At 69.3% G+C, this 21266-nt stretch carries 23 protein-coding genes; 10 read left to right on the plus strand and 13 right to left on the minus strand.

Going from position 1 to position 21266, the window contains the following annotated elements; all coding sequences use genetic code 11:
- Positions 1-74: 74 nt before the first annotated feature.
- Positions 75-1268 carry a cytochrome P450 gene (locus ACFVBH_RS09585; RefSeq protein ID WP_379001043.1) on the minus strand — a complete coding sequence of 398 codons (1194 nt, stop codon included), beginning with the start codon at positions 1266-1268 and terminating at the stop codon, positions 75-77.
- Between the two features lie 182 nt (positions 1269-1450).
- Here ACFVBH_RS09585 and ACFVBH_RS09590 point away from each other — a divergent pair, with 182 nt between their 5' ends.
- From ACFVBH_RS09590 to ACFVBH_RS09615, 6 genes are all read left to right on the plus strand, one after another.
- The gene (locus ACFVBH_RS09590) at positions 1451-2125 is read left to right on the plus strand and encodes an HAD family hydrolase (protein ID WP_379001044.1); all 675 of its coding nucleotides are present in this window, start codon (positions 1451-1453) and stop codon (positions 2123-2125) included.
- A gap of 207 nt (positions 2126-2332) precedes the next feature.
- Entirely contained in the window at positions 2333-2797 is a 465-nt protein-coding gene (locus tag ACFVBH_RS09595) for an OsmC family protein (protein WP_354989867.1), read from the plus strand.
- Positions 2794-3069: an acylphosphatase gene (locus ACFVBH_RS09600; protein ID WP_354989866.1), complete on the plus strand. Its 276-nt coding sequence runs from the start codon at positions 2794-2796 to the stop codon at positions 3067-3069. Before ACFVBH_RS09595 ends, ACFVBH_RS09600 begins: the two co-directional genes overlap by 4 nt.
- A gap of 27 nt (positions 3070-3096) precedes the next feature.
- Positions 3097-4632 (plus strand): hypothetical protein, encoded by a 1536-nt coding sequence (locus ACFVBH_RS09605; RefSeq protein WP_379001045.1) that lies wholly within the window; start codon positions 3097-3099, stop codon positions 4630-4632.
- Positions 4632-5798, plus strand: a complete 1167-nt coding sequence (locus ACFVBH_RS09610) for a glutathionylspermidine synthase family protein (protein ID WP_379001046.1) — start codon at positions 4632-4634, stop codon at positions 5796-5798. Before ACFVBH_RS09605 ends, ACFVBH_RS09610 begins: the two co-directional genes overlap by 1 nt.
- Positions 5799-5817: 19 nt before the next feature.
- Complete coding sequence (locus tag ACFVBH_RS09615) at positions 5818-6270, plus strand: DUF350 domain-containing protein (protein ID WP_379001047.1); 453 nt, start codon at positions 5818-5820, stop codon at positions 6268-6270.
- Here the strand turns inward: ACFVBH_RS09615 and ACFVBH_RS09620 are convergent, their stop codons facing one another.
- Both ACFVBH_RS09620 and ACFVBH_RS09625 read right to left on the minus strand, forming a co-directional pair.
- Positions 6271-6816 carry a hypothetical protein gene (locus tag ACFVBH_RS09620; RefSeq protein WP_379001048.1) on the minus strand — a complete coding sequence of 182 codons (546 nt, stop codon included), beginning with the start codon at positions 6814-6816 and terminating at the stop codon, positions 6271-6273.
- On the minus strand, positions 6813-7202 hold the full coding sequence (locus ACFVBH_RS09625; RefSeq protein WP_379001049.1) for a hypothetical protein: 390 nt from the start codon (positions 7200-7202) through the stop codon (positions 6813-6815). The genes ACFVBH_RS09620 and ACFVBH_RS09625 overlap by 4 nt, the downstream gene beginning before the upstream one ends.
- Before the next feature lie 394 nt (positions 7203-7596).
- On the opposite strand from ACFVBH_RS09625, the gene ACFVBH_RS09630 reads away from it, so the two are divergent.
- Positions 7597-8610 (plus strand): Rpn family recombination-promoting nuclease/putative transposase, encoded by a 1014-nt coding sequence (locus ACFVBH_RS09630; protein ID WP_379001050.1) that lies wholly within the window; start codon positions 7597-7599, stop codon positions 8608-8610.
- A 302-nt stretch (positions 8611-8912) separates the two neighbouring features.
- The gene (locus ACFVBH_RS09635) at positions 8913-9488 is read left to right on the plus strand and encodes a dihydrofolate reductase family protein (RefSeq protein WP_379001051.1); all 576 of its coding nucleotides are present in this window, start codon (positions 8913-8915) and stop codon (positions 9486-9488) included.
- Here ACFVBH_RS09635 and ACFVBH_RS09640 read toward each other — a convergent pair.
- The 7 genes from ACFVBH_RS09640 to ACFVBH_RS09670 form a co-directional block, all read right to left on the minus strand.
- Positions 9443-10180, minus strand: a complete 738-nt coding sequence (locus ACFVBH_RS09640; protein ID WP_379001052.1) for a helix-turn-helix domain-containing protein — start codon at positions 10178-10180, stop codon at positions 9443-9445. The two genes, ACFVBH_RS09635 and ACFVBH_RS09640, sit on opposite strands and share 46 nt — an antisense overlap.
- A 26-nt stretch (positions 10181-10206) precedes the next feature.
- Positions 10207-10788, minus strand: a complete 582-nt coding sequence (locus ACFVBH_RS09645; protein ID WP_379001053.1) for a dihydrofolate reductase family protein — start codon at positions 10786-10788, stop codon at positions 10207-10209.
- Between the two features lie 149 nt (positions 10789-10937).
- Positions 10938-11795 (minus strand): bifunctional DNA-formamidopyrimidine glycosylase/DNA-(apurinic or apyrimidinic site) lyase, encoded by an 858-nt coding sequence (gene mutM / locus ACFVBH_RS09650; RefSeq protein WP_379001054.1) that lies wholly within the window; start codon positions 11793-11795, stop codon positions 10938-10940.
- Positions 11796-11819: 24 nt separating this feature from the next.
- Positions 11820-12590 carry a ribonuclease III gene (gene rnc, locus ACFVBH_RS09655; RefSeq protein ID WP_379001055.1) on the minus strand — a complete coding sequence of 257 codons (771 nt, stop codon included), beginning with the start codon at positions 12588-12590 and terminating at the stop codon, positions 11820-11822.
- A 19-nt stretch (positions 12591-12609) separates the two neighbouring features.
- A complete protein-coding gene (gene rpmF, locus ACFVBH_RS09660) occupies positions 12610-12792 on the minus strand; it encodes a 50S ribosomal protein L32 (protein WP_354989856.1) in 183 nt (60 codons plus the stop codon).
- Between the two features lie 108 nt (positions 12793-12900).
- Positions 12901-13500, minus strand: a complete 600-nt coding sequence (locus ACFVBH_RS09665; RefSeq protein WP_354989855.1) for a DUF177 domain-containing protein — start codon at positions 13498-13500, stop codon at positions 12901-12903.
- An 87-nt stretch (positions 13501-13587) separates the two neighbouring features.
- A complete protein-coding gene (locus tag ACFVBH_RS09670) occupies positions 13588-14343 on the minus strand; it encodes a DivIVA domain-containing protein (RefSeq protein ID WP_354989854.1) in 756 nt (251 codons plus the stop codon).
- Positions 14344-14659: 316 nt separating this feature from the next.
- On the opposite strand from ACFVBH_RS09670, the gene ACFVBH_RS09675 reads away from it, so the two are divergent.
- Together ACFVBH_RS09675 and ACFVBH_RS09680 are read left to right on the plus strand one after the other, a co-directional pair.
- Positions 14660-15178: a GtrA family protein gene (locus ACFVBH_RS09675; protein WP_379001056.1), complete on the plus strand. Its 519-nt coding sequence runs from the start codon at positions 14660-14662 to the stop codon at positions 15176-15178.
- A gap of 292 nt (positions 15179-15470) precedes the next feature.
- Positions 15471-16427, plus strand: coding sequence for a hypothetical protein (locus tag ACFVBH_RS09680; protein WP_379001057.1), 957 nt, complete (start codon positions 15471-15473; stop codon positions 16425-16427).
- Between the two features lie 70 nt (positions 16428-16497).
- Here the strand turns inward: ACFVBH_RS09680 and coaD are convergent, their stop codons facing one another.
- From coaD to ACFVBH_RS09695, 3 genes are all read right to left on the minus strand, one after another.
- Positions 16498-16989 (minus strand): pantetheine-phosphate adenylyltransferase, encoded by a 492-nt coding sequence (gene coaD / locus ACFVBH_RS09685; RefSeq protein ID WP_379001059.1) that lies wholly within the window; start codon positions 16987-16989, stop codon positions 16498-16500.
- Positions 16990-17205: 216 nt separating this feature from the next.
- Positions 17206-17790: a 16S rRNA (guanine(966)-N(2))-methyltransferase RsmD gene (rsmD, locus tag ACFVBH_RS09690; RefSeq protein WP_379001060.1), complete on the minus strand. Its 585-nt coding sequence runs from the start codon at positions 17788-17790 to the stop codon at positions 17206-17208.
- Complete coding sequence (locus ACFVBH_RS09695) at positions 17787-21191, minus strand: pyruvate carboxylase (protein ID WP_379001061.1); 3405 nt, start codon at positions 21189-21191, stop codon at positions 17787-17789. The genes rsmD and ACFVBH_RS09695 overlap by 4 nt, the downstream gene beginning before the upstream one ends.
- Between the last annotated feature and the right edge of the window lie 75 nt (positions 21192-21266).

The following is a 21266-nucleotide window of genomic DNA, read 5'->3' on the forward strand; positions in this document are numbered from 1 at the left end:
CCGCGGGCGGTAGGCGCGGACCCGGCCGGCGCTCGTGCGGTCGACCCGGCGGTCCGGGTTCGCCTCCGTAAACCTCAGCGCGACAGGCGAATCGGCAGCGACTTGAGGCCGTTGTTCAGGTTGGACCGGATGCGGCGGCTCGCGCCGGTCTGCTCGATCACCGGGAACCGGGCGAGCAGCTCCTCGAAGAACACCCGGCCCTCCATGCGGGCCAGGTGCACCCCGAGGCAGAAGTGCTGGGCGAGCCCGAAGGACAGGTGCGGGTTGGGGTTTCGGCGGATGTCGAAGCGCTGCGGCTCGGCGAAGACCGCCTCGTCGCGGTTGGCCGAGGTGTAGCACATGGCGACCTTGTCGCCGGAACGAATGGGGACCCCGGCGATTTCGGTGTCGGCCGTGGCGGTGCGCCGGAAGTAGTGCAGCGGGTTGGCGTAGCGCAGGATCTCCTCCACCGCACCGGGAATCAGCGCGGGATCCGCGCGCAGGGCGGCCAGTTGATCCGGATGGTCCAGCAGCAGCTGCAATCCGGAGGACAGCATGGTCTTGGTGGTGTCGTTCCCGGCGATCACCAGCTGGGTGAAAAAGCTGCCGAACTCCAGCTCCGACATGGTCTTTCCGCCGAACTCGCCGTCCAGGATCAGCGAGGTGAGATCGGCCTCGGGCGCCCCGGCGCGGCGGGCCATCGCGAACTGGATCGCGTAGACGGCCATCTTGGTCAGGTCGGCGGTGGTGTCGAAATCGCCGATCAGTTCCGGATCCTGCTGGCTGGTGGACTGTTCGGCCCACTGCCGGATATCGGGCCAATCGGCCTCGGGGATGCCGAACAGGCCGCCCACCACCTGGCTCGGCAGCACCCCCGCCACGTCGTGCACGAATTCCACGTCGCCCTCGACGCCGTCGAGCAGCTGCCGGGTCAGGGCACGGACGCGATCCTCCAGTTCGCCGATGACCCGCGACTTGAAATGCTCGGCAAGGGGTTTGCGGTAGTCGGTGTGCCGGGGCGGGTCCATCATGAGCAGCATGTTGCGGGTGGTCTCGAGCCGCTCGGGCGGCTGGTTCTCCAGCACCACCCCACCGATCTCGGCCGAGAAGAGCCCGGGATTGCGCGCCACGTGCGAGACCCCGGCATGGGTCAGAACGGCCCAGTAACCGGGCTCGCCGGGCATGTCCTGCCGGTACACCGGCTCGGTGCGCCGCAGCTCGGCGAAGATCTCGTGAATCGGCCCGTCCACGTACAGCTGCGGGTCGTAGATGTCCTTGACCGTGCTCACGGCCCACCTCGGTATTCGCTTGCGGGTGTTCGTCTTTCCCTTCGGACGGTAACCACGGGGGCGAACCGGACGGCCGGGTTCGGGTCCCCGATCCCAGTCAGTGGACATCGGTGGCGGCCGCATCGGGTTCGGGCCGTACCCCGGAGCGCGCGCCGGTCCCGCGATGCACAACCATGGGAGCCATGTCTGTCGCCGCAATCGTCTTCGACATGGATGGCGTGCTCATCGATACCGAGCCCATCTGGGAAGAAGTCCGCACCGCCTACATCGAGGAGCTCGGCGGGCGCATGCTGCCCGACACCCAGGAGCGGTTCATGGGTATGAGCACCGCCGAATGGTCCGAATACATCAGTAGGGACCTGATCGACGGCAGCCGCACGCCCGAACAGGTCGCCACCGACGTCATCGACCGCATGAGCGCCCGCTACGCCGAGCACCTGCCGCTCATGCCCGACGCCGCCGAGACCGTGCGCCGCTTCGCCGCCCGCTACACCCTGGGCCTGGCCAGCTCCTCCCCGCGCCGCCTGATCGACGTGGTCCTGGCCCATATGGGCGTCACCGACCTGTTCCACACGACCGTCTCCACCGAGGAGGTCGAGCGCGGCAAGCCCGCCCCCGACGGCTACCTGGCCGCGGCCGCCGGACTCGGCGTCGACCCGCGCGACTGCGTCGCCATCGAGGATTCCTCCAACGGTCTGCGCTCGGCCGCCGCCGCGGGCATGACGGTGATCGCCGTCCCCCACCCCCGCTATCCCCCGGCCCCCGACGCCCTCGCCCTGGCCGCCCACGTGGTGACCGACGGCCTGCCTTCCCTGACCCCCGAACTGATCGACTCCCTTCCCCGCCGCACCGCATAGCCTCCGGGTTGTCCGGATCCGGGCCGAGTCCGGAAGGCAACCGCTGCTCGTACCCCTCGGGGGAACGCGCCGCCCCGTCTTGCCACGCGGCTCGGCCGGCGGAATTCGGGGGCCGGCTCCCGCGTTCCGCATGATCCGGATGGGCCGTGTGTCACATCCGGGTGAGGGCTCGCGCGGCGTGCGCGGGACGAATGGGAGGATCTTGACATGGCTGAACAGACCGCCGCACCGCAGACCGCCGCCGGCACCCAGACCGTAGAACCGGTGGAGTTGTGGGCCGAGCGCACCGGCACCCGCGCCTACACCGGCCGCAACAACCGCGGCGGCGAGGTGCTCATCGCCTCGGCGGGCGTCCCCGGCGCGTTCACCCCGGGTGAGCTGCTCAAGATCGCCCTCGCGGGCTGCACCGGCCTCAGCGCCGATTTCACCCTCGCCCGCAAGCTCGGCGAGAACTTCGACGCCACCGTGCGCGTCTCCGGCGACGCCGACCGCGAGAACGAGACCTACCCCGAACTCAACGAGAGCTTCGAACTAGACCTGAGCGAACTCGACGAGGAGACCCGCCAGCGCGTGATGGTCGCGGCCCAGCGCGCCATCGACAAGGTCTGCACCGTGGGCCGCACGCTCAAGGCGGGCACCACCGTCAATCTGACCTTCCGCGTCGACGAGTGAACCCGGCCCGGCTCAGCGCCTGGGCGCACGGTCGGGTCCAGGGCGTCGGGTTCCGCTGGTGGACCCGTTCGCGCGCACTGGAACTGGGCCTGACCGGCTACGCCCGCAATCACCGCGACGGCCGGGTACACGTGGTGGCCGAAGGTCCGCGCGCCGACTGCGAAGCGCTGCTCGACCTGCTACGTTCGGGCGATACGCCTGGCCGGGTGGATCTGGTTGTGGAAGACTGGGGCGCCCCCCAAGGAGGCATGTCCGGTTTCGAGGAGCGCTAGTGCGCGCGGAGTTCAAGGAGTCGATAGTTGGCCACTGAACGCCCAGGCGACACCCCCGACGAATCCCCCACGGACGAACCGGATTCCACCCAACCCCCCGTCTACGGCTCCGGCGGCCGCCCCCTCACCCCCCGGGGCGGCACGCCCCCGGCCGACGCGGACGACCGGCCCCCGGTGTACGGCTCCGGCGGCCGTCCCCTGCAACCCAAGTCGGGCGAATCCACCGAAACCCCCGGTTCTTCGACGCCCGAACCCGATCGGACACCGGTCTACGGCTCCGGCGGCCGTCCCCTGACCCCGTCGTCCCCCGACACCGAATCGACGCCCGTGTACGGCTCGGGCGGGCGTCCACTGCAACCGACTTCACGGGATACCGACGACCCTTCGCCCGGATCCGCTGCGGGCGAACCGGACCCGGCGCCGGTCTACGGCTCCGGTGGCCGGCCGCTCACGCCCGGCGGCGGCTCCGCCGACGACGCGCCCACGGTCTTCGGCGCGGGCGGACGGCCGTTGCAGCCGAAGTCGCGGGACGGCGAACCCGGTGACACGGCGGCGCAGCCGGACCCGAGCGCGCCCTCCGGACAGCCGGTGTACCCGCCGCCGTCGGCACCTCAGCTGCCCCTGTCGCCGGAAACCGGTGCGCCACAGGCACCCCCGCCGTGGCCGTCCCCGGGCAGCCCGGAACCCGGCGGCGCGCACGTGCCCCCGGCGTGGCCGCCAGCCGCCGCTGCACCCGGCGAGACCGGAGCCACCGACCCCACCGTCTCGCACACTCCGCCGCCGTGGCCGCCGCCCGCCGCGACCGCGCCGACCGAACCGTTCGCCGCAGGCGCGACGACACCGTTCGCCGCGGGCTCCGCGGTCCCGCCGCCCTGGCCACCGCCCGGTACCCCGGAATCCGGTGGCGCACACGTGCCCCCGGCGTGGCCGCCCGCCGCACCGGCGGAACCCGCTGCCGCGCAGGGTCCTCGGCGTGGCAAGGTGGCCCGTCAGGAAGCCGGGGTCACCACCCCGCGACCGCCCACGGTGGCCGAGGCGCGCGCCCGGGACAAGGCACGTGAGCGGGCCGCGCAGGCGGCGCAGGCCGAAGCCGACGCGACCGAGGCCAAGCGCAAGAAGCGCAAGAAGCTGCTCATCGGCGGTGCCGCCGTGGTCGGCGTCGCGGGTCTGATCGGCGGCGGCTACCTGGCCTACAGCGCGCTGACCTCCCCGGAGGTCACCGCCTACTGCACGATCATCGCCAAGAAGGGGCAGGTCGTCTCGCTCGGCAACGGCCAGACCGTCACCGCCACCCAGGACAACCAGGAAATCGTCATCCCGGACAAGGACTGCGACGACGCCGATCGCGCCACCGGCGGCGGGCACGGCGGGGCCGCGGGCATCTTCATCCTCAACGGCAACCAGTACCGCTACTACTACGGCGGCAAGAACCAGACCGTGGGCAAGGCGCCGACCGGCGGCACCACCGTCAAACCCAAGGGCGCGACCATCACCACCAAGAGCGGCACCAGCATTCAGCGCGGCGGGCTCGGTTCCAAGAGCAGCGGCGGGAGCGGATCGTAATGCGCCGTATGCGCGGCACACCGCGCCCGGGCTGGGAGCGGATCGTCGAGAGCCAGGGCCTGGTCTACGGCAAGCCCGGCCGCGACGCCCAGGGCGCACCCCGCCCGTACTGGGACGAATCGGTGCACTACGAGTTCGACATGGACGAGATCCTGGCCCTCGAGGCCCAGGTCGAGGTGCTGCACACCATGTGCCTGCACGCCGTGGAGAACATCATCCTGACCGAGCGCTTCGCCGATTTCGGTCTGCCGCAATGGAGTTGGGAGCCGATCGCGGCCTCCTGGAAGCGGTCCGACCCGCACATCTACGGCCGCTTCGACCTGCGCTATGACGGCCGCGGCCCGGCGAAACTGCTGGAGTACAACGCCGATACGCCCACCTCCCTGGTCGAAGCGGCAATCGTGCAGTGGCACTGGCTCACCGACACCCACCCCGACGACGACCAGTGGAATTCCCTGCACGAGAAGCTCGTCGAGCGCTGGGGCGAGCTGCGCGAGCTGCTGCCCAGCACCGAGCTGCACTTCTCGTGGTCCGGCGCGGACGCCTCCGGCGAGGACAACGTCACCACCGCCTACCTGCAGGAGACCGCGGCCGAGGCCGGGTTCGACACCATCGCACTTCCGGTGGAGGACATAGGTTTCGACACCGAACTCGAACGCTTCGTGGACCTGGCCGAAGCGCCGATTCAATCGATCTTCAAGCTCTACCCCTGGGAATGGGTGCTCGGCGACCAGTTCGGACAGCGCGTGACGGGCTCACTGCCCGGCACCATGTGGCTGGAACCGCTGTGGAAGTCGCTGCTGTCGAACAAGGCCATGCTGGCGGTGCTGTGGGAGATGTACCCCGGCCACCCGAACCTGCTGCCCACCTACCTCGACGATCCACACGAGCTCACCGAGTACATCCGCAAACCCAAGCTCGGGCGCGAGGGCGCGAACATGACGATCGTGGGCGCGGGCATGGAGACCGCGACCGGCGGCGTCTACGGCGAGGAGGGCTATGTCTACCAATTGCTCGACCCGCTCCCGGTATTCGACGACATGCGCCCAGTCCTGGGCGCGTGGATGGTCGGCGACGAATCCGCGGGCCTCGGCATTCGCGAGACCGCGGGCCTGATCACCGACGACGGCGCCGCCTTCGTCCCGCACCGCATCCCCCAACCCTGACTCCCCGGAGGACCCGCAGATGACGACCACTCTCGCGCTCGAAGCCGGGTACTGGAGTTCCCTCGGCCGTGGCGTAGGCGCCATCCTGCTCTACGCCCTGGTCGGCCTGGTACTCATGCTCATCGGCTTCTACGCCGTCGACCTCACCACCCCCGGCTCGCTGCGCGCCCTGGTCGCGCAGGGTCTGCCCAACGCCGTGGTGGTCAGCGCCGCCGGCATGCTCAGCATGGCGTTCATCGTGGTGCTGGCCATCTACTCTTCGGCGGGCAAGCTCTCCGAGGGCCTGATCGCGGCCGCGATCTACGGCCTGGTCGGCATCATCGCCCAGGTGATCTCGGTCCGGATCCTCGAACACGCCTTCGGCATCAACATCGGTGAGGTCCTGCACAAGCCGTCCTTCACCACCGAGGCCCTGGTGGTGGCCGCCGCCCACTTCGCCCTGGGCCTGGTGGTCGCGGTGGCCATTCTCTGATCACGACGCGACGTGCCGGTCGGCGCACCCGATCGGCGCGTCGTCGCACGCGTACCACCGGCGGCTCCACTCCTCGCACGCACGCAGAAACGCCCGGTCGCACTCGCGCGCGGGCCGTCCCCGCCGGGTGATCTCGGCGATGATCAGCCGCCGCCACGCGTAGAGCGGATGCTCCCGAACCATGATGGCGGCAACGCGTTCGGTTACGAGCTGCACTTCGAAGAACTCGAGCACCGGCGCTGCCGCCGGCTCATCGCGCACCCAGCGGCAGATGAGGATGAGGTCGCGGTAACCATTACTCTTGGGACCCCAGGCATCCGGCCCGTTCGCGGGCGCGCCCACCGCAGCGATCACCTCGGGCGCGGCGAACCGGTCCACGTATCGCACCACGCGCAGGTGCGGATCGGCCAGCAGTTCCCCGACCGCCCGGTAGAGCGCGGACCGATCCCGATGCACGATCCGCACCCCCGCCAGATCGAGCACCCGCGTCGGGTCCCCGTTCAGTTTGCCCACGGCCTTGAGAAATCCCGCCGCCGGAATCTTCACGGGGCGCTGCTCGAACCGCCCGCCGATGCGCTCCGCGATCGCCCCGGCGATGCCCGCGGCGTGACCTCCCGCCCGGCGTTGAGCCGTTCCAGATATCCGGTGATGTACCCGATGTCGCCCCGCCGGTCGTGGTCGAACCCGCCGTGCCGGTCCTCCCCCGGTGCGCAGGATCGGGCACGGTAATACGCCGCCGCGGTCACGGCCAGCTCGGCGTCGCTCAACACCGCACCGCCACAGCGGATTTCGCTCCCGTCCACCTGCTCCCCGCAGCCGGCACGCATCAACAGGAATATCTCACGCAGGCCCGCCACCGTCTGCCCGCGAAACATTTCGGGGGTGGCCGCACGCACGTCGAACAGCGCCCGCCGCACCGGGTTCGTGCACACGAACCTGACGAGGGCAAGGTCGCTACGGATTCGTTCGAGTAGTCCGCTCGAACGCGAAGTCTGGTCGGCCCTGACCATCGGCGTCTCCCCCGCTCCGCCCGGTCCACCACGACCGGCTGCTACTCCTTCAACGATCGAAGACCGAATCAGGTTGCGCCACAAGCCAAAAGCTCAGGCCACTCTCAGGAACAGCTGATGCGCCCCCGGGGTTGGTCCGTGGCGTCGAGAGCTGAGGCGGAGTGATCATCCGGTAGTCACTGTGCCGAAGCGGGTCCGATGGCCCCTCAACAACCGACAGATCGCCGATTCGCTCGACGCGCCCGAATGCTCAGCGAGGGTTGCCGCTTCGATGTAACCGCCTGTGCGGGTGCCTGTTTGCGGGTAGTTTCCCGCCATGGCCAAGACGCCGAAGGGGTCGGGGGATCCGAAGCGACCGGACAAACCGCACGATGCACTGTTCCGGCAGATGATGTCTCATCCCGATGCCGTCGCCGGGGAGTTGCGGGCGGTGCTACCGGAAGAGGTTGCCGCGCAGATTGATTGGACGTGGATGCAGCCGCAGTCGTGCAGTTTCGTCTCGGCGGAACTGCGGGCTCGGTTCAGTGATGTCCTGTTCGCGACCCGTTGGGCGGGCCGGGACGCGTTGGTATACGTGCTGCTCGAGCATCAGCGCAGGTCCGATCCCCTCATGGCCTTCCGGATGCTGGCGTACGTGGTGCGGATCTGGGAGCGGCACCTGGAAACGAACCCCGACGAGAAGCGACTGCCTGCAGTGATACCGGTAGTGGTGCACGCGGGCACCGATGGGAAGCCGTGGAGTCACTCGGTCGAGGTGGCGGATTTGATCGATGTCGAGCCCGCGATGGCGGCGGCGCTGTCCGGGGTGTTGCCGCGGATGGGGTTTCTGCTCGATGATCTGGCCACGGTCGACGCGGCCGCGCTGCTGGCCCGACGTCCGGCGCGGGTTCGAGTGGTGTTGATGCTGCTCAAGAGCGCGCCGGGAAACCAGCATCTCGAACGGGACTTGTCGGCGTTGATCGCGGACCTGATCACTCTGACCTCGGCGGAGGTCGATCGTGTGCTGGAGTACATCCTGGTGGTGAGCGATACTGTTGTGGGCGATCTACTGCCTGTCATCGATCAGCTCGGACCTGAAATCAAGGAGGCATTCGTGACGACCGCAGATCGGCTCCGCGTCGAAGGCCGGGTCGAGGGCCGCGTCCAGGGCCTTGCCGAGGGCCGCACCGCAGGCCGGGCCGAGATGTTGATCGAGCTGTTGTCGCAGCGGTTCGGGCCCGTGCCGACTGCTGTGGCCGACGCGATTCGTGCGCAGAGTTCGGTGCGGTTGCAGGAGATGGGTCGCCGCGTCCTTACCGCGGCCAGCTTGGATGAGGTAATCGCCGAATAGCCGGTCGGCTGTTCCATCGGCGAGCGCGTGGGGGTCTTCGAGAGCACCCCCGCCGGGGTCGTGGACACCGCCATCGACCATTGCACGACGAGTGCTGCGCAATCTCGGCATCGTGCGTCTGCAGGCAACTACAAGCCCTTCACGCGGCTGTCCACGGCTCGGCCCGGCCCGGCCCGGCCCGGCCCGGAACACGGCATACAAACCGTGCCGGTTTCGTCCAAGACTCCGGGTGTGCCGCCCTCCTAGGCTGATCATCACAAGCACGGCGGCGGACATTCCGCCCCGGACCTCAGGAGGACAACATGGCACGCGAATTGGTCTACACCGGGTTCATGTCGCTGGACGGCGTCGTGGACTCGCCCGGCGGCAAGGTCGAGGGGCACCGCAGCGGCGGGTGGGTGATGGAGACCGAGTTCGTGCCCGAGGCGTACTCGCTCAAGGGCGAGGAGCTCGCCGACACCACCGCGCTGCTGTTCGGGCGGCGCAGCTACGAGGCGTTCGCGCCGTTCTGGCGCGAGTCCGAGGACCACGCCGCGTACAAGGACCTGCCCAAGTACGTGCTCTCCACCGGACTCGGCGAGGACGATCTGCTCGACGGCTGGGGCCCGACCACGATCCTGCGCTCGGTCGAGGACGTCGCCAAGCTCAAGGAGACCGAGGGCGGCGCGATCTTCATCCACGGCAGCGCCGAACTCGCGCGCAACCTCGCCGACGCCGACCTGATCGACCGCTACAACCTGCTCGTCTTCCCGGTACTGCTGGGCGCGGGCAAGAGCCTGTTCAGCCACTCGGACCGGGACAAGCAGCAACTGCGCCTGCGCGAATCCGCGAGCTACTCCAACGGCGTCAACAAGCTGGTGTACGAGGTCGTGCGCTGATCCGGGTCGAGCGCGATGTCCCCGCCACCGCCGGTCCGCAACTGCTGCGCGGTACGCCCGACGTACTTGCGCAGCGCGCGGGCCAGATGGGGTTCGTCGTAGTACTCGAGCTTGTCCACCACCGCGCTCGCCGTCTCCCCGCCGGCGAGCAGCACCGCGGCCGTGCGCGCGCGGCCGATCTGGCGCACCGCGCCCTGCGTCAACCCCGTCGCCGCCCGGAAACGCCGCTCCAGCGTGCGCTCGGCGGCCGCCGGCCGACGCCCGCGCAGCAGATCGGCCACCAGCGGATCGCGCACCAGCACACCGTCGCGCACCAGCCGCCGCACCAGCGCCTCGGCGTCATCGGCGGCCGGGGTCTCCCGATGCTCGCCGTCCAGGGCGAAGGTGCGGCTGCCGACATCCGGTAGCAGCACACCGCCGTTCACCAGTTCCGGCGTGGCCACCATGCGCAGCGCGGTGCCGACCGCGAACTGGATCCCCACGAAATGCGCGCCCTCGGGCACGGGCGCGGTGCCGCATTTGTTCTCGGGCCCGGTCACACTCGCGTACGCCACGCCCCGCTGCTCCCAGAACACCAGGCCGACGGTCTCCGAGGCCACGGAGGTCATCTCCGTGACCTCCTCGCTGCGGCAGGTCCACACGATGTCGATCCAGGGTGAATCCGACTCACGGGTCTCGAACGACAATCCCACCGCCGCAATCCTAGTGCGGACGGCGTTCAGCGAATACGGCTGTACTTCAGGAACGCCACGCCGTCCTCGAACACGCGGCTGGTGAGCACCCGGAAGCGGGTCGCCTCCGGCAGCCGCGCTCCCGCCCCGAACAGCGGCCTGCCCCGGCCCAGGACGATCGGGTACAGCTTGAGGAACACCTGATCGATCTCGGGCAGCAGCGTCTGCGCCAGCTCGCCGCCGCCGCACAGCCAGATGCCGAGCCCCTTCTCCCGCTTGAGCTCGCGCACCCGGGCCAGCGGGTCGCCGGAGATCAGTTCGATGTCGGGATCCGGGCTCTCGGGCAGGGCCTGCGAGACCACGAATTGGCGTAGGTGGGAGTACGGGCTGGAGGTGCCGGTACGAACCCCGAAATCGTGGGTCTTGCGGCCCATGATCACCGTGTCGAAGGTGGTGCTGCGGTGTGCGACGCCCAGCGCCTCCCGCACCTTGGTGGGCAGGGTCTCGGGATACTGGGCGGTGATCGCGGGACCGTGATCACCCCCGACGGGGAAGAAGTCGACCGCACCGTCTTCCGACGCGATGAAACCGTCGATGGTGGCCGCCACATAGTAGGTCAGTTTGCGCATTGATCCCTCCAGCCGACACCACGCGTGCCGCTACTGAAAACGGTAGCGCTTCACAGGCGCGCGCGGGGACGCTCTTCCGAAGAGCGGACGGTCAGCGACCCCAGCGGGGCGCGGACCGTCGATGCGGTGGCGATGAGTGTCGCGGACCGTCAGCCGCGCGGCCGCGGCTGGCAGCGCGGGCAGGAGAACGACGAGCGGTTCATGAACTTCTCCCGCGCCATCGGCGCACCGCAGCGCCGGCACGGTTCATGTTCGCGGCCATAGGCATTGAGCGATCGCTCGAAGTAGCCGGACTGCCCGTTGACGTTCACGTAGAGCGCGTCGAACGAGGTCCCCCCGGCCAGCAGCGCATCGCTCATGACCGAACTCGCTTCGGTCAGAAGGGTATTGAGCGCCGGGCGGGTCAGCTTGGCCGCGACCCGCTCGCCGTGGATTCCGGCCCGCCACAACGCCTCGTCGGCGTAGATGTTCCCGATGCCGGAGACCACGGTCTGATCCAGCAGCAGTCGCTTGATCTCGGAATGCTTGGCGCGCAAGCGTTTGACGACCGCGTCGCCGTCGAAGAGTGGATCCAGGGGGTCGCGCGCGATGTGCGCGACCGGCTCGGGCACCAGCGTCCCGTCCACCTCGACCAGATCGGCCAGCTGCCAGCCGCCGAAGGTGCGCTGATCGACGAACCGCAGTTCGTCCCCCGAATCGAGGGTCGCGATGATGTGCGCGTGCTTCTCCCGCGGGGAATCGGCGGCCTGCACCAGCATCTGCCCGCTCATGCCGAGATGGACGACGAGCGAGGTGTCGGGCTCGTCGAAGGTGAGCCACAGGAATTTGCCGCGCCGCTGCGCGGATTCGACCCGCAGGCCGGTCAACCGGGCGGCGAGATCATCGCCCCCGGGCAGGTGCCGCCGGACCGAACGCAGATGGCGGACCGTGACAGCGGTGACGACGCGGCCCACCACGTGTTCGGTGAGACCGCGCCGTACGACTTCTACTTCGGGCAGCTCGGGCACGGGAGAATGATAGTCCCGACCCGATTACGCCGAACCGTCGGCGGCGGTACCGTTTTCGGCGTTCTGATCATTCAGAGCCTGGTACGCGGCGCCCGCGGCCTTCTGTTCGGCTTCCTTCTTGGAACGCCCCACGCCCTGTCCGTACGACCGGCCACCGATCACCGCTGTCGCGGTGAACTCCTTGTCGTGATCCGGTCCGGTAGAGGTGATTTCGTAGCTGGGGACGCCGATGCCACGCTCGGCGGTCAGCTCCTGCAGGCTCGTCTTCCAGTCGAGTCCGGCGCCCATGCGGGGGCCGCGCTCGAGCAGCTCGGCGAACAGCCGCAGCACCACGGTCCGCGCGGTATCGATTCCGTGCTCGAGGTGTACTGCCCCGAGCAGCGACTCCATACCGTCGGCGAGAATGCTGGGCTTGTCCCGGCCACCGGTGAGCTCTTCGCCCTTACCGAGCAACAGATGCCGGCCCAGACCACCGGCGCCGAGGGTGCGAGCCACCTCCGCGAGCGCATGCATGTTGACCACACTTGCGCGCAGCTTGGCGAGTTCGCCCTCGGATTTATCCGGATGCTCCAGGTACAGGCGTTCGGTGATGCTCAGGCCGAGCACCGAGTCGCCCAGAAACTCCAGGCGCTCGTTCGTCGGCAGCCCGCCGTTCTCGTAGGCGTACGACCGGTGGGTGAGCGCGAGGCGCAACAGGTCCGGTCGCAGGCCGACGCCGAGCGCTTCGAGCAGGCTGGAATGGTCGGCGGAGTCACCCACGGCGGGCGCCTCCGCCGCGTCCTTGCTGGCGGTCACGATCGGCTGGATCAGAGAATCAGACCGCGGCGGTGATCTGACGGCCCTTGTAGGTGCCGCAGGAGGGGCACGCGATGTGCGGCAGGGTGGCCTGGCCGCAGGCGCGGTTCGGGCAGGTGATCAGGGTAGGCGCGCTGGCCTTCCACTGGCTCCGGCGCGAGTGGGTGTTGGAACGGGACATCCGGCGCTTCGGAACGGCCACGACTACTTCTCCTCTGTCCTCATACTCACGGAACCACCGTGGTCCGCAAGGGTGAAATCTGTGCTTGATGGGTTCGGCGCGATGTGCGAGGACACCGCAGCCGAGGGGCTAATTCATGGACGGTTTGTCGCCATCCGTGACGTCGAGTTTCGCGAGCCCGGCCCAGCGAGGGTCAAGTATCTCATGACCATGGCCGGATTCCGCAATCGCCAGCCGGACGCCGCATTCGGCGCACAATCCCGGGCAATCGGGCTCGCACACCGGCTGCAGCGACAGTTCCAGCCCGACGGCGTCGATGACGACCGGTTCGAGCTCGATCATGTCGTCCACCAGGCGATGGATCTCGTCTTCCTCGGTGGTCTGCTCGGTCGCGCTGTCCGGGTAGGCGAACAGTTCGGTGAGCTGCAGTTCGATCGAATCGGTGAACGATTCGAGGCACCGCGAGCATTCGCCCTCGACGGGTGCGCGCAGGGTGCCCATGAGCAGGACGCCCTCGGACACCGACTGCAGGTTGACGTCGAGTTCGACCTCGGCGCCCGCCGGGATGCCGACCATTTCCAGGCCGATGCGATCGCCGGTGGCGAAGGTTCGCCGCACGGGCAGGATCGATCCGGGCTTGCGGCCCAGACGTCGCGTATCCAGATTGAAGCCCGCGTCGTCGGCCGTCGTACGACGGTGACGATGCGTGGAACCGGAATCGGCGGACATCAGGGTTCACTCACCTTCGGGTGTGGAATGGGCAACCACCCCACAATACCGAAGCGCACGCTCAGGGCCCAATCGGGGTGCGGCCGATCAGCGGCCGAACTCAGCGGCGTAGTCGGGGATGTGCGAGGTCGGCGCGGGCGGGCGAACCTGGCTGCGCCCCTTGCCGATGATGCGCAGGGTGTTGCTCAGGGTCTCCTCGAAGGAGGCGAGCTTGCCGTCGACGTATTCGTCGCATTCGATCCGCAGCCGATCGGAGTCGGCCTGGGCGGAGTCGATGAGCCGCGCGGACTCCACGTGCGCGGCCCGGACCACCTCGGTGGCCGAGACCAGGCGTTCCTGTTCGGCCTTGCCGTCGGCGACCGACCGATCGAAGGAGGCCTGGCCGGCGGCGGTCATGCGGTCGGCTTCGCTGCGGGCGCGGCCGGTGACCATCTCGTATTCCTGGTTGCCCTCGGTGACGACCCGTTCGGCTTCGGCCTCGGCGTCGCTGACCAGGTGCTCGGCGTGCGCCCGAGCCTCGGCGACCATGCGGTCGGCGTGGGCCTTGGCATCGGCGAGGATGCGGTCGGCTTCGTCCCGGGCGCCGGTGATGGTGTTGTGCGCCTGCTCGTTCGCGCCGGTCACGGCGGTCTCGGCGGCGTCGCGGGCGTCGGTGACGATCTTGTCGCGATGATCGAGCACGTCCTGGGCGTCGTCCAGCTCGCCGGGCAGGGCCTCGCGGACGTCGTCGAGTAGTTCGAGCACCTCACCGCGCGGCACGATGCAGTTTCGGGTCGGGGGGATGCCCCGCGCCTCCTCGATGATGGCCACGAGCTCGTCGAGCGCTTCGAATACCCGGTACATGCCTGCTATCCCCTCTTTCCTGCCAGGACTCCCACGGCGAGGTTCTCCGTTCTTGCCAGTCTGCCTGCCGAGCGGCTGTCAACACGTGCGACACGGCGTGTCGCGTTGCTGTTTCATAGACCACAAAAAGAAGTGGAGGAAACGCCTCCAGTTGGTGTTACATTCATTGAGCAAGAAAGTGTTGGCGGGGCAGCGGAGCCCCGGGGCATTGACTGTTCGTTTTGTTCAGTCGATACTGAACACATAGTACCGAGTGTTTGAAGCGTAGAGGGACACTCCGCCGGGCCGGGCCCGACGTGTTCGATGGGAAAAGACAATGGCTGTCCTGGACATCCCGCAGCGGGCCCCCATGTTGCCCGTGCCCACCCTGATCGATACCTATGCGTACGGCGCCGACGTCGTGCGCGGCGTCGGGGCACGCTGGACCGGACAGTTCGGCGCCTGGATCCGCAGCGATCACGCCCTGGCCCAGCTGGTGCGCTTCGCCGCGGTCGGCGGGCTGAGCAATATCGGCTACCTACTGCTGTTCCTCGCCTTCTACGGCGGCGGGCCGCAGCTGGCCAATCTGGCCGGATCCATCGTGAGCACCGCCGTCGCCAACGAACTGCACCGCCGCCTGACCTTCCACGCGGCCGGCCGGGTGCGCTGGTTCACCGCGCAGCTCGAGGGCGGCGGGCTGGCCCTGGCCGGGCTCGCCATCACCGCGGGCGGGCTGGCGATCCTGCAGAACACCGCCCCCGGACTCGGCGGCTTCGCCCAGGCCGGCGCGGTCCTGGCGATCACCGCCGCAGTCGGCACCATGCGCTTCCTGACCCTGCGACTCTGGGTCTTCTGACACCCTCCCCCGCGTCCGACACACGAATCCCCGTCACCACGATCCGGTCGAAATCCGGCAAGTGGTACGGGGATTCGGCATTTCCGGGGCCGGTGGAACCGTCTCGATCGGTGCTGCGTCAAAACCAGCATCGACCTACGAGAGGGGTTTTCGCTATGCGGCACGGGCACGGATGCCTCGGCGGACGGCGGGACGCGCACGGACCTGGTCCGTGGCGGCCGGTGGGCCGGGAACGCGATTGCTGTGTGCGACACCATCGACGGCCGGGACGGCCGCGGAAAGAGGAGGGGGAATGAGGTCCCGGCGCCCGGACGGCGCGGACGGTGACGTGGTGCACGCGGGAGCGGGCGCTTGCGCGACAAGGGGACTCGGGTGGCGGCCGCAGGGCCGGGGCCCGCACACCACCGTGCCCGATTCGCGGGCGCGGCACCGGATGCTGATCGAAGCGGTGCTGCCGGACATGGCCGGGGAGACGGTGGTGAGCCATCAGTCCGCGGCGCTGCTGTACGGCGCGCCGCTGTGGCGCACGCCCCTGGATCGGGTGTGCGTCACGCGAAATCGCCGGGGCGGGGGCAGAACTCGGCCGCTGACCCGCGTGCACGGCTCGCCCCTGCACGCGGCCGTGCGCTGGCACGGGCTGCTGCTGACCCCGCCCGCGCGCACGGTCGTCGACCTGGCGCTGAGTCTGCCGTTCGAGTCCGCGGTGGTGGCGGGCGACGCCCTGGTGGGCATGTTCGGCATCGGCGGCGGTGAACTGGCGCGGGAGCTCGCCCTGGCCGGGGGCAGGCACGGCATCGCCCAGGCCAAGGATGTGGTGGCCTTCCTGGACGGCCGCAGCGGCGGCGCGGGCGAGTCGCTGAGCCGAATCATGCTGCGCCGGATGGCGCTACCGGTCCCGCGTACCCGCGGCAACGTGCTGACCGCCGACGGCCGCTTCGTGGCGCGGGTCGGGTTCTATTACGAGAACACCGGCGTGGTCTGCGAATTCGACGGCCCGGTCCGGTACGGGCGGCGGCTACGCCACGGCGACGACGTCCCGGAGGTGGTGCGGCGGGAGATGATTCGCGAGCATTACCTGCGGGCGCTCGGTGTGCGCGTGGTCCGCTGGACGTGGGCCGACCTGGCGGGCAGCGGTCCCGCGCACCGCCTGTGCGCGGCCCTCGCACGCCCCGGCACGCACCGTTTCGACGGCCGGATCGAGCCCGCCGCCGTCCCGGAGCCCCGGCGAACAACGCTGCACCCGCTGTGAGGTCGTCCCCGCACGAGCGCCGGGAGCAACGCTCGTGCGGGTCCGGGAGGGCGGCTCGCGCGCTGCCGAGCTACTTGGCCGCTTGTCGTTCGGCGATACGCGCGAGCAGGGCCTTGTGCACCGCGGGCGGGAGCAGGTCGGTGACGTCGCCGCCGAGGGTGGCGACCTCCTTCACCAGGGAACTGGAGACGAACCCGTAGAGCGGGTTGGTGGCGATGAAATAGGTGTCGACCCCGGTGAGCTTGCGGTTCATCTGGGCCATCTGCTGCTCGTACCCGAAGTCGGTGGCGTCCCGCAGGCCCTTCACGATGGCGCTGATCCCCTGCTCCTTGGCGAAGTCCACCAGCAGGCCGCGCCAGGATTCCACCCGTACGTTGGGCAGGTGCGCGGTGACCTCGCGAATGAGATCCATCCGCTCCTCGACGGTGAACATCCCCTGCTTGTTGGGGTTGATCACCACCGTCACCACGACGTCGTCGAATTGCTCGGCCACCCGGTTGAACACGTCGAGATGTCCGTTGGTCACCGGGTCGAACGAACCCGGGCACAATGCTCCAGCCATGGCCGCACGCTACCGCAGACCGCATCGCCGGTTCGGGCACGGCCCGTGCCCGGCGGCCCGCCCGGCCGCGAAGTTCGCACCGCCGCACGACATCGCGGCTCGCGCGTCCCGGCGACGGCGCACATCGGCACCGCTTTTCGGGGGCCGCCCGGAAGCCTTGATCGCCACACCGGCATTCGGGAACGTCTCGCGGCGCTGCCCGCCCACGGCGTCGCGCTAGTCGGTACCCGGGGTGTATTCGGCTATGTCCAAACGGGTTTCGCCGTACTTGCGGGACTTCTCGGGGGTGAAACCGGCGGGCCAGCTCACCTGCGGTGACCGGGTGGAACGTTCGATGACCAGGAGCGCACCGGGGGTCAGCCACGCGCCCTCCGCCAGTGCCCGGACATCTGCCTGCACCTCGGCCACGTCCACGTCGTACGGCGGGTCGGAGAACACGAGATCGTAGGGCCCGCCGGGCGGGGTGGCGACGTGGCCCGGCCTGCCGACGACGGCGGCGACGCTGTTCATGCGCAGGTCCGCCCCCGGCAGGGCGAGGTCGTCGATATTGCCGCGAATCACCGCGGCGGCCTTGCGGTCGGCTTCGACCAGCAGGGCGTGGGATGCGCCGCGGGACAGCGCTTCCAGGCCCAGCGCGCCGGATCCGGCGTACAGGTCCAGCACCCGCAGGCCGTCGAAGTCCATGCGCGAGAAGACGAGATTGAACAGCGCCTCGCGGACCCGATCGGAGGTGGGGCGGGTGCCCGCGGGCGGAACGCGCAACCGGCGTCCGCCCGCGGTGCCCGCGACGATGCGGGTCACTCGGCCGCGGCCTCGGTGAGACTGACCTCCACCAGCAGATCGCCGCCTTCCACCTGCTGCACCTTGCCGATGGCGACCCGGCGCACCCGGCCCGAGCGCGGCGCGGTGATGGCGGCCTCCATCTTCATGGCCTCGATGGTGCCGATGGTGTCGCCCGCGGCCACCGTGTCGCCCTCGCCCACGGCGAGGGTGACCACGCCGGCGAACGGCGCTGCGATATGACCGGCGTTGTTCTTGTCGGCCTTCTCCGCGGTGGGCACCTCGCTGGCAATGGACCTGTCGCGCACGGTGATCGGGCGCAGCTGGCCGTTGAGGATGCACATCACGGTGCGCATGCCGCGCTCGTCCGGCTCGGAGATCGCTTCGAGCCCGATGAGCAGGGTGACGCCCTTGTCCAGCTGCACGTGATGCTCTTCGTCGTGGCGCAGGCCGTAGAAGAACTGGTTCGCGGACAGGTTGGTGGTGTCGCCGTACTTCTCGCGGTGCGCGAGGAATTCGGAGGTGGGCCCAGGGAACAGCAGGTTGTTGAGGGTGGCGCGGCGCTCCTCGGAACTGCCGTTCAGACCGGCCTCGTCCTCGGCGGTGAGCCGGGTCTCCGGCTTGGCCGGGCCGCGCCCGGCCAGGGCCCGGCTGCGGAAGGGCTCGGGCCAGCCGCCCGCCGGGGTGCCGAGTTCCCCGCGCAGGAAACCGATCACCGAATCCGGGATGTCGTAGCGGCCCGGATCGGTGGCGAAGTCCTCGACGTCCACGCCCGTGCCGACGAGGGCGAGGGCGAGATCGCCGACGACCTTCGAGGACGGGGTGACCTTGACCAGCCGGCCCAGAAGTCGATCCGCTGCGGCGTATTTCGCCTCGACCTGCTCGAACTGATCACCCAGACCCAGCGCGATGGCCTGCTGCCGCAGATTCGAGAGCTGACCACCCGGAATCTCGTGGGTGTACACGCGACCCGTCGGGCCGGGCAGCCCGGACTCGAACGGCCCGTACACCTTGCGCAGCGCCTCCCAGTACGGCTCGAGGTCGCACACGTTCTGCAGGTTCAGACCGGTGTCGTGCGGGGAGTTCGCGGTCGCGGCGACGATCGCCGACAGCGCGGGCTGGCTGGTGGTTCCCGCCATGGGCGCACTCGCACCGTCGACCGCGTCGGCTCCGGCCTGCCAGGCGGCGAGGTAGGTCGCGAGCTGGCCGCCGGGGGTGTCGTGGGTGTGCACGTGCACGGGCAGATCGAACTCGCGGCGCAGCGCGGTCACCAAAGTGGTCGCGGCCGGAGCGCGCAGCAGACCGGCCATGTCCTTGATGCCGATGACGTGCGCACCGGCTTCCACGATCTGCTCGGCCAGCTTCAGGTAGTAGTCGAGGGTGTACAGATCCTCGTCCGGGTTCGAGAGGTCGCCGGTGTAGGAGAGCGCGACTTCGGCCAGGGCAGTACCGGTTTCGCGAACGGCGTCGATCGCCGGGCGCATCTGATCGACGTTGTTGAGCGCGTCGAAGATGCGGAAGATGTCGATGCCGGTCGCGGTGGCCTCGGAAACGAAAGCGCGCGTTACCTTTTCGGGGTACGGCGTGTAGCCGACGGTGTTGCGCCCGCGCAGCAGCATCTGCAGGTTGATGTTCGGTACGGCCTCGCGCAGCGCGGCCAACCGCTCCCACGGGTCCTCGTACAGGAACCGCAGCGCCACGTCATAGGTTGCGCCGCCCCAGCATTCGATGGACAGCAGCTCCGGCGTCATGCGCGCCACGTGCCCCGCGACATCGAGCAGGCCGTTGGTGCGCACGCGCGTGGCGAGCAGCGACTGGTGCGCGTCGCGGAACGTCGTGTCGGTGACGGCGAGGGCCTTCTGCTCGCGCAGCGCCCGCGCGAACCCCTCGGGCCCGAGCTCCAGGAGCCGATCGCGCGAACCGGCGGGCGGCGCCACGGTCATGTCCAGGGCGGGCAGCTTGTCGTGCGGGTAGACGGCGGTGGGCCGGGAGCCGTGCGGCTTGTTGACCGTGACGTCGGCCAGGTAGTTCAGGATCTTCGTGCCGCGGTCGGCGGAGCTCTTGAGGGTGAGCAGCTGCGGGCGCTCGTCGATGAACGAGGTGGTGACCCGGCCCGCCCGGAAATCCGGATCGTCCAGCACAGCCAGCAGGAACGGGATGTTGGTCGTCACGCCACGGATGCGGAACTCGGCGACCGCGCGGCGCGAGCGCGCCATCGCGGTCTGGAAATCCCGGCCCCGGCAGGTGAGCTTGACCAGCATGGAGTCGAAGTACGCGCCGACCTCCGCGCCGACGTTGGTGCCGCCGTCCAGGCGCACGCCCGCGCCACCGGGTGAGCGGTAGCCGGTGATGCGGCCGGTGTCCGGCCGGAAGCCGTTGGCGGGATCCTCGGTGGTGATGCGGCACTGCAGCGCCGCGCCCCGGATGACGATCGACTCCTGGCTCAGGCCGAGATCTTCCAGCGATTCACCGGCGGCGATCCGCATCTGCGACTGCACCAGATCCACATCGGTGATCTCCTCGGTCACCGTGTGCTCCACCTGGATACGCGGATTCATCTCGATGAACACGTGGTTGCCGCGCTCGTCGAGCAGGAACTCCACCGTGCCCGCGCAGCTGTACCCGATCTGCTTCGCGAACGCGACGGCGTCGGCGCAGATCTTGTCCCGCAATGCGGGATCCAGGTTCGGGGCGGGCGCCATCTCGATCACCTTCTGGTGGCGGCGCTGCAGCGAACAGTCGCGCTCGTAGAGGTGAATGACGTTGCCCTGCTGATCGCCCAGGATCTGCACCTCGATGTGGCGGGGGTTGATGACCGCCTGCTCGAGGAACACCGTGGGATCGCCGAACGCCGACTCCGCTTCGCGCGCAGCCGCTTCGATGGCCTCGCGCAACTGCGCGGGGTCCCCGACCCGGCGCATGCCGCGCCCGCCGCCGCCGGCCACGGCCTTGACGAAGACCGGGAACTCCATGGACTCCGACGCCTTCAGGAGCTCGTCCACGTCCGCGGACGGCTTGCTCGAGGCCAGCACGGGCAGTCCGGCTGCCTTGGCCGCGGCGATGGCCGTGGCCTTGTTACCGGTCCATTCGAGGATCTCCGCCGACGGCCCGATGAAGGTGATGCCCTCGCGGGCGCACGCGGCCGCGAGATCCGGGTTCTCGGAAAGAAAACCGTAACCCGGGTAGATCGCGTCGGCGCCGGAAGTCTTGGCCGCCTTGATGATCTCCTCGATCGACAGGTACGCGCGCACCGGATGACCCGGCTCGCCGATCTGATAGGCCTCGTCGGCCTTCAACCGGTGCACCGAGTTGCGGTCCTCATAGGGGAATACCGCGACGGTGCCGATGCCGAGTTCGTAGGCCGCGCGGAAGGCGCGAATGGCGATCTCGCCGCGGTTGGCGACCAGGACTTTGGAGAACATTCGCCTAAGGTACCTGCCCCGGCAAGCCGAACGAGCATCGAAGTACGGTTCGCAGCAATCTTCACAGTCACATAC

It is taken from the genome of Nocardia sp. NPDC057668 (genome assembly GCF_042799795.1).
GTDB lineage: Bacteria > Actinomycetota > Actinomycetes > Mycobacteriales > Mycobacteriaceae > Nocardia.

What these genes read in the sequence shown, in the direction of transcription:
- ACFVBH_RS09590 (WP_379001044.1), top strand. Translation starts at nt 1,451, where the DNA reads ATGTCTGTCGCCGCAATCGTCTTCGACATGGATGGCGTGCTCATCGAT.
- ACFVBH_RS09595 (WP_354989867.1), top strand. Translation starts at nt 2,333, where the DNA reads ATGGCTGAACAGACCGCCGCACCGCAGACCGCCGCCGGCACCCAGACC.
- ACFVBH_RS09610 (WP_379001046.1), top strand. Translation starts at nt 4,632, where the DNA reads ATGCGCCGTATGCGCGGCACACCGCGCCCGGGCTGGGAGCGGATCGTC.
- ACFVBH_RS09615 (WP_379001047.1), top strand. Translation starts at nt 5,818, where the DNA reads ATGACGACCACTCTCGCGCTCGAAGCCGGGTACTGGAGTTCCCTCGGC.
- ACFVBH_RS09630 (WP_379001050.1), top strand. Translation starts at nt 7,597, where the DNA reads ATGGCCAAGACGCCGAAGGGGTCGGGGGATCCGAAGCGACCGGACAAA.
- ACFVBH_RS09635 (WP_379001051.1), top strand. Translation starts at nt 8,913, where the DNA reads ATGGCACGCGAATTGGTCTACACCGGGTTCATGTCGCTGGACGGCGTC.
- ACFVBH_RS09645 (WP_379001053.1), bottom strand. Translation starts at nt 10,788, where the DNA reads ATGCGCAAACTGACCTACTATGTGGCGGCCACCATCGACGGTTTCATC.
- ACFVBH_RS09665 (WP_354989855.1), bottom strand. Translation starts at nt 13,500, where the DNA reads ATGTCCGCCGATTCCGGTTCCACGCATCGTCACCGTCGTACGACGGCC.
- ACFVBH_RS09670 (WP_354989854.1), bottom strand. Translation starts at nt 14,343, where the DNA reads ATGTACCGGGTATTCGAAGCGCTCGACGAGCTCGTGGCCATCATCGAG.
- ACFVBH_RS09675 (WP_379001056.1), top strand. Translation starts at nt 14,660, where the DNA reads ATGGCTGTCCTGGACATCCCGCAGCGGGCCCCCATGTTGCCCGTGCCC.
- ACFVBH_RS09680 (WP_379001057.1), top strand. Translation starts at nt 15,471, where the DNA reads ATGAGGTCCCGGCGCCCGGACGGCGCGGACGGTGACGTGGTGCACGCG.
- coaD (WP_379001059.1), bottom strand. Translation starts at nt 16,989, where the DNA reads ATGGCTGGAGCATTGTGCCCGGGTTCGTTCGACCCGGTGACCAACGGA.
- ACFVBH_RS09695 (WP_379001061.1), bottom strand. Translation starts at nt 21,191, where the DNA reads ATGTTCTCCAAAGTCCTGGTCGCCAACCGCGGCGAGATCGCCATTCGC.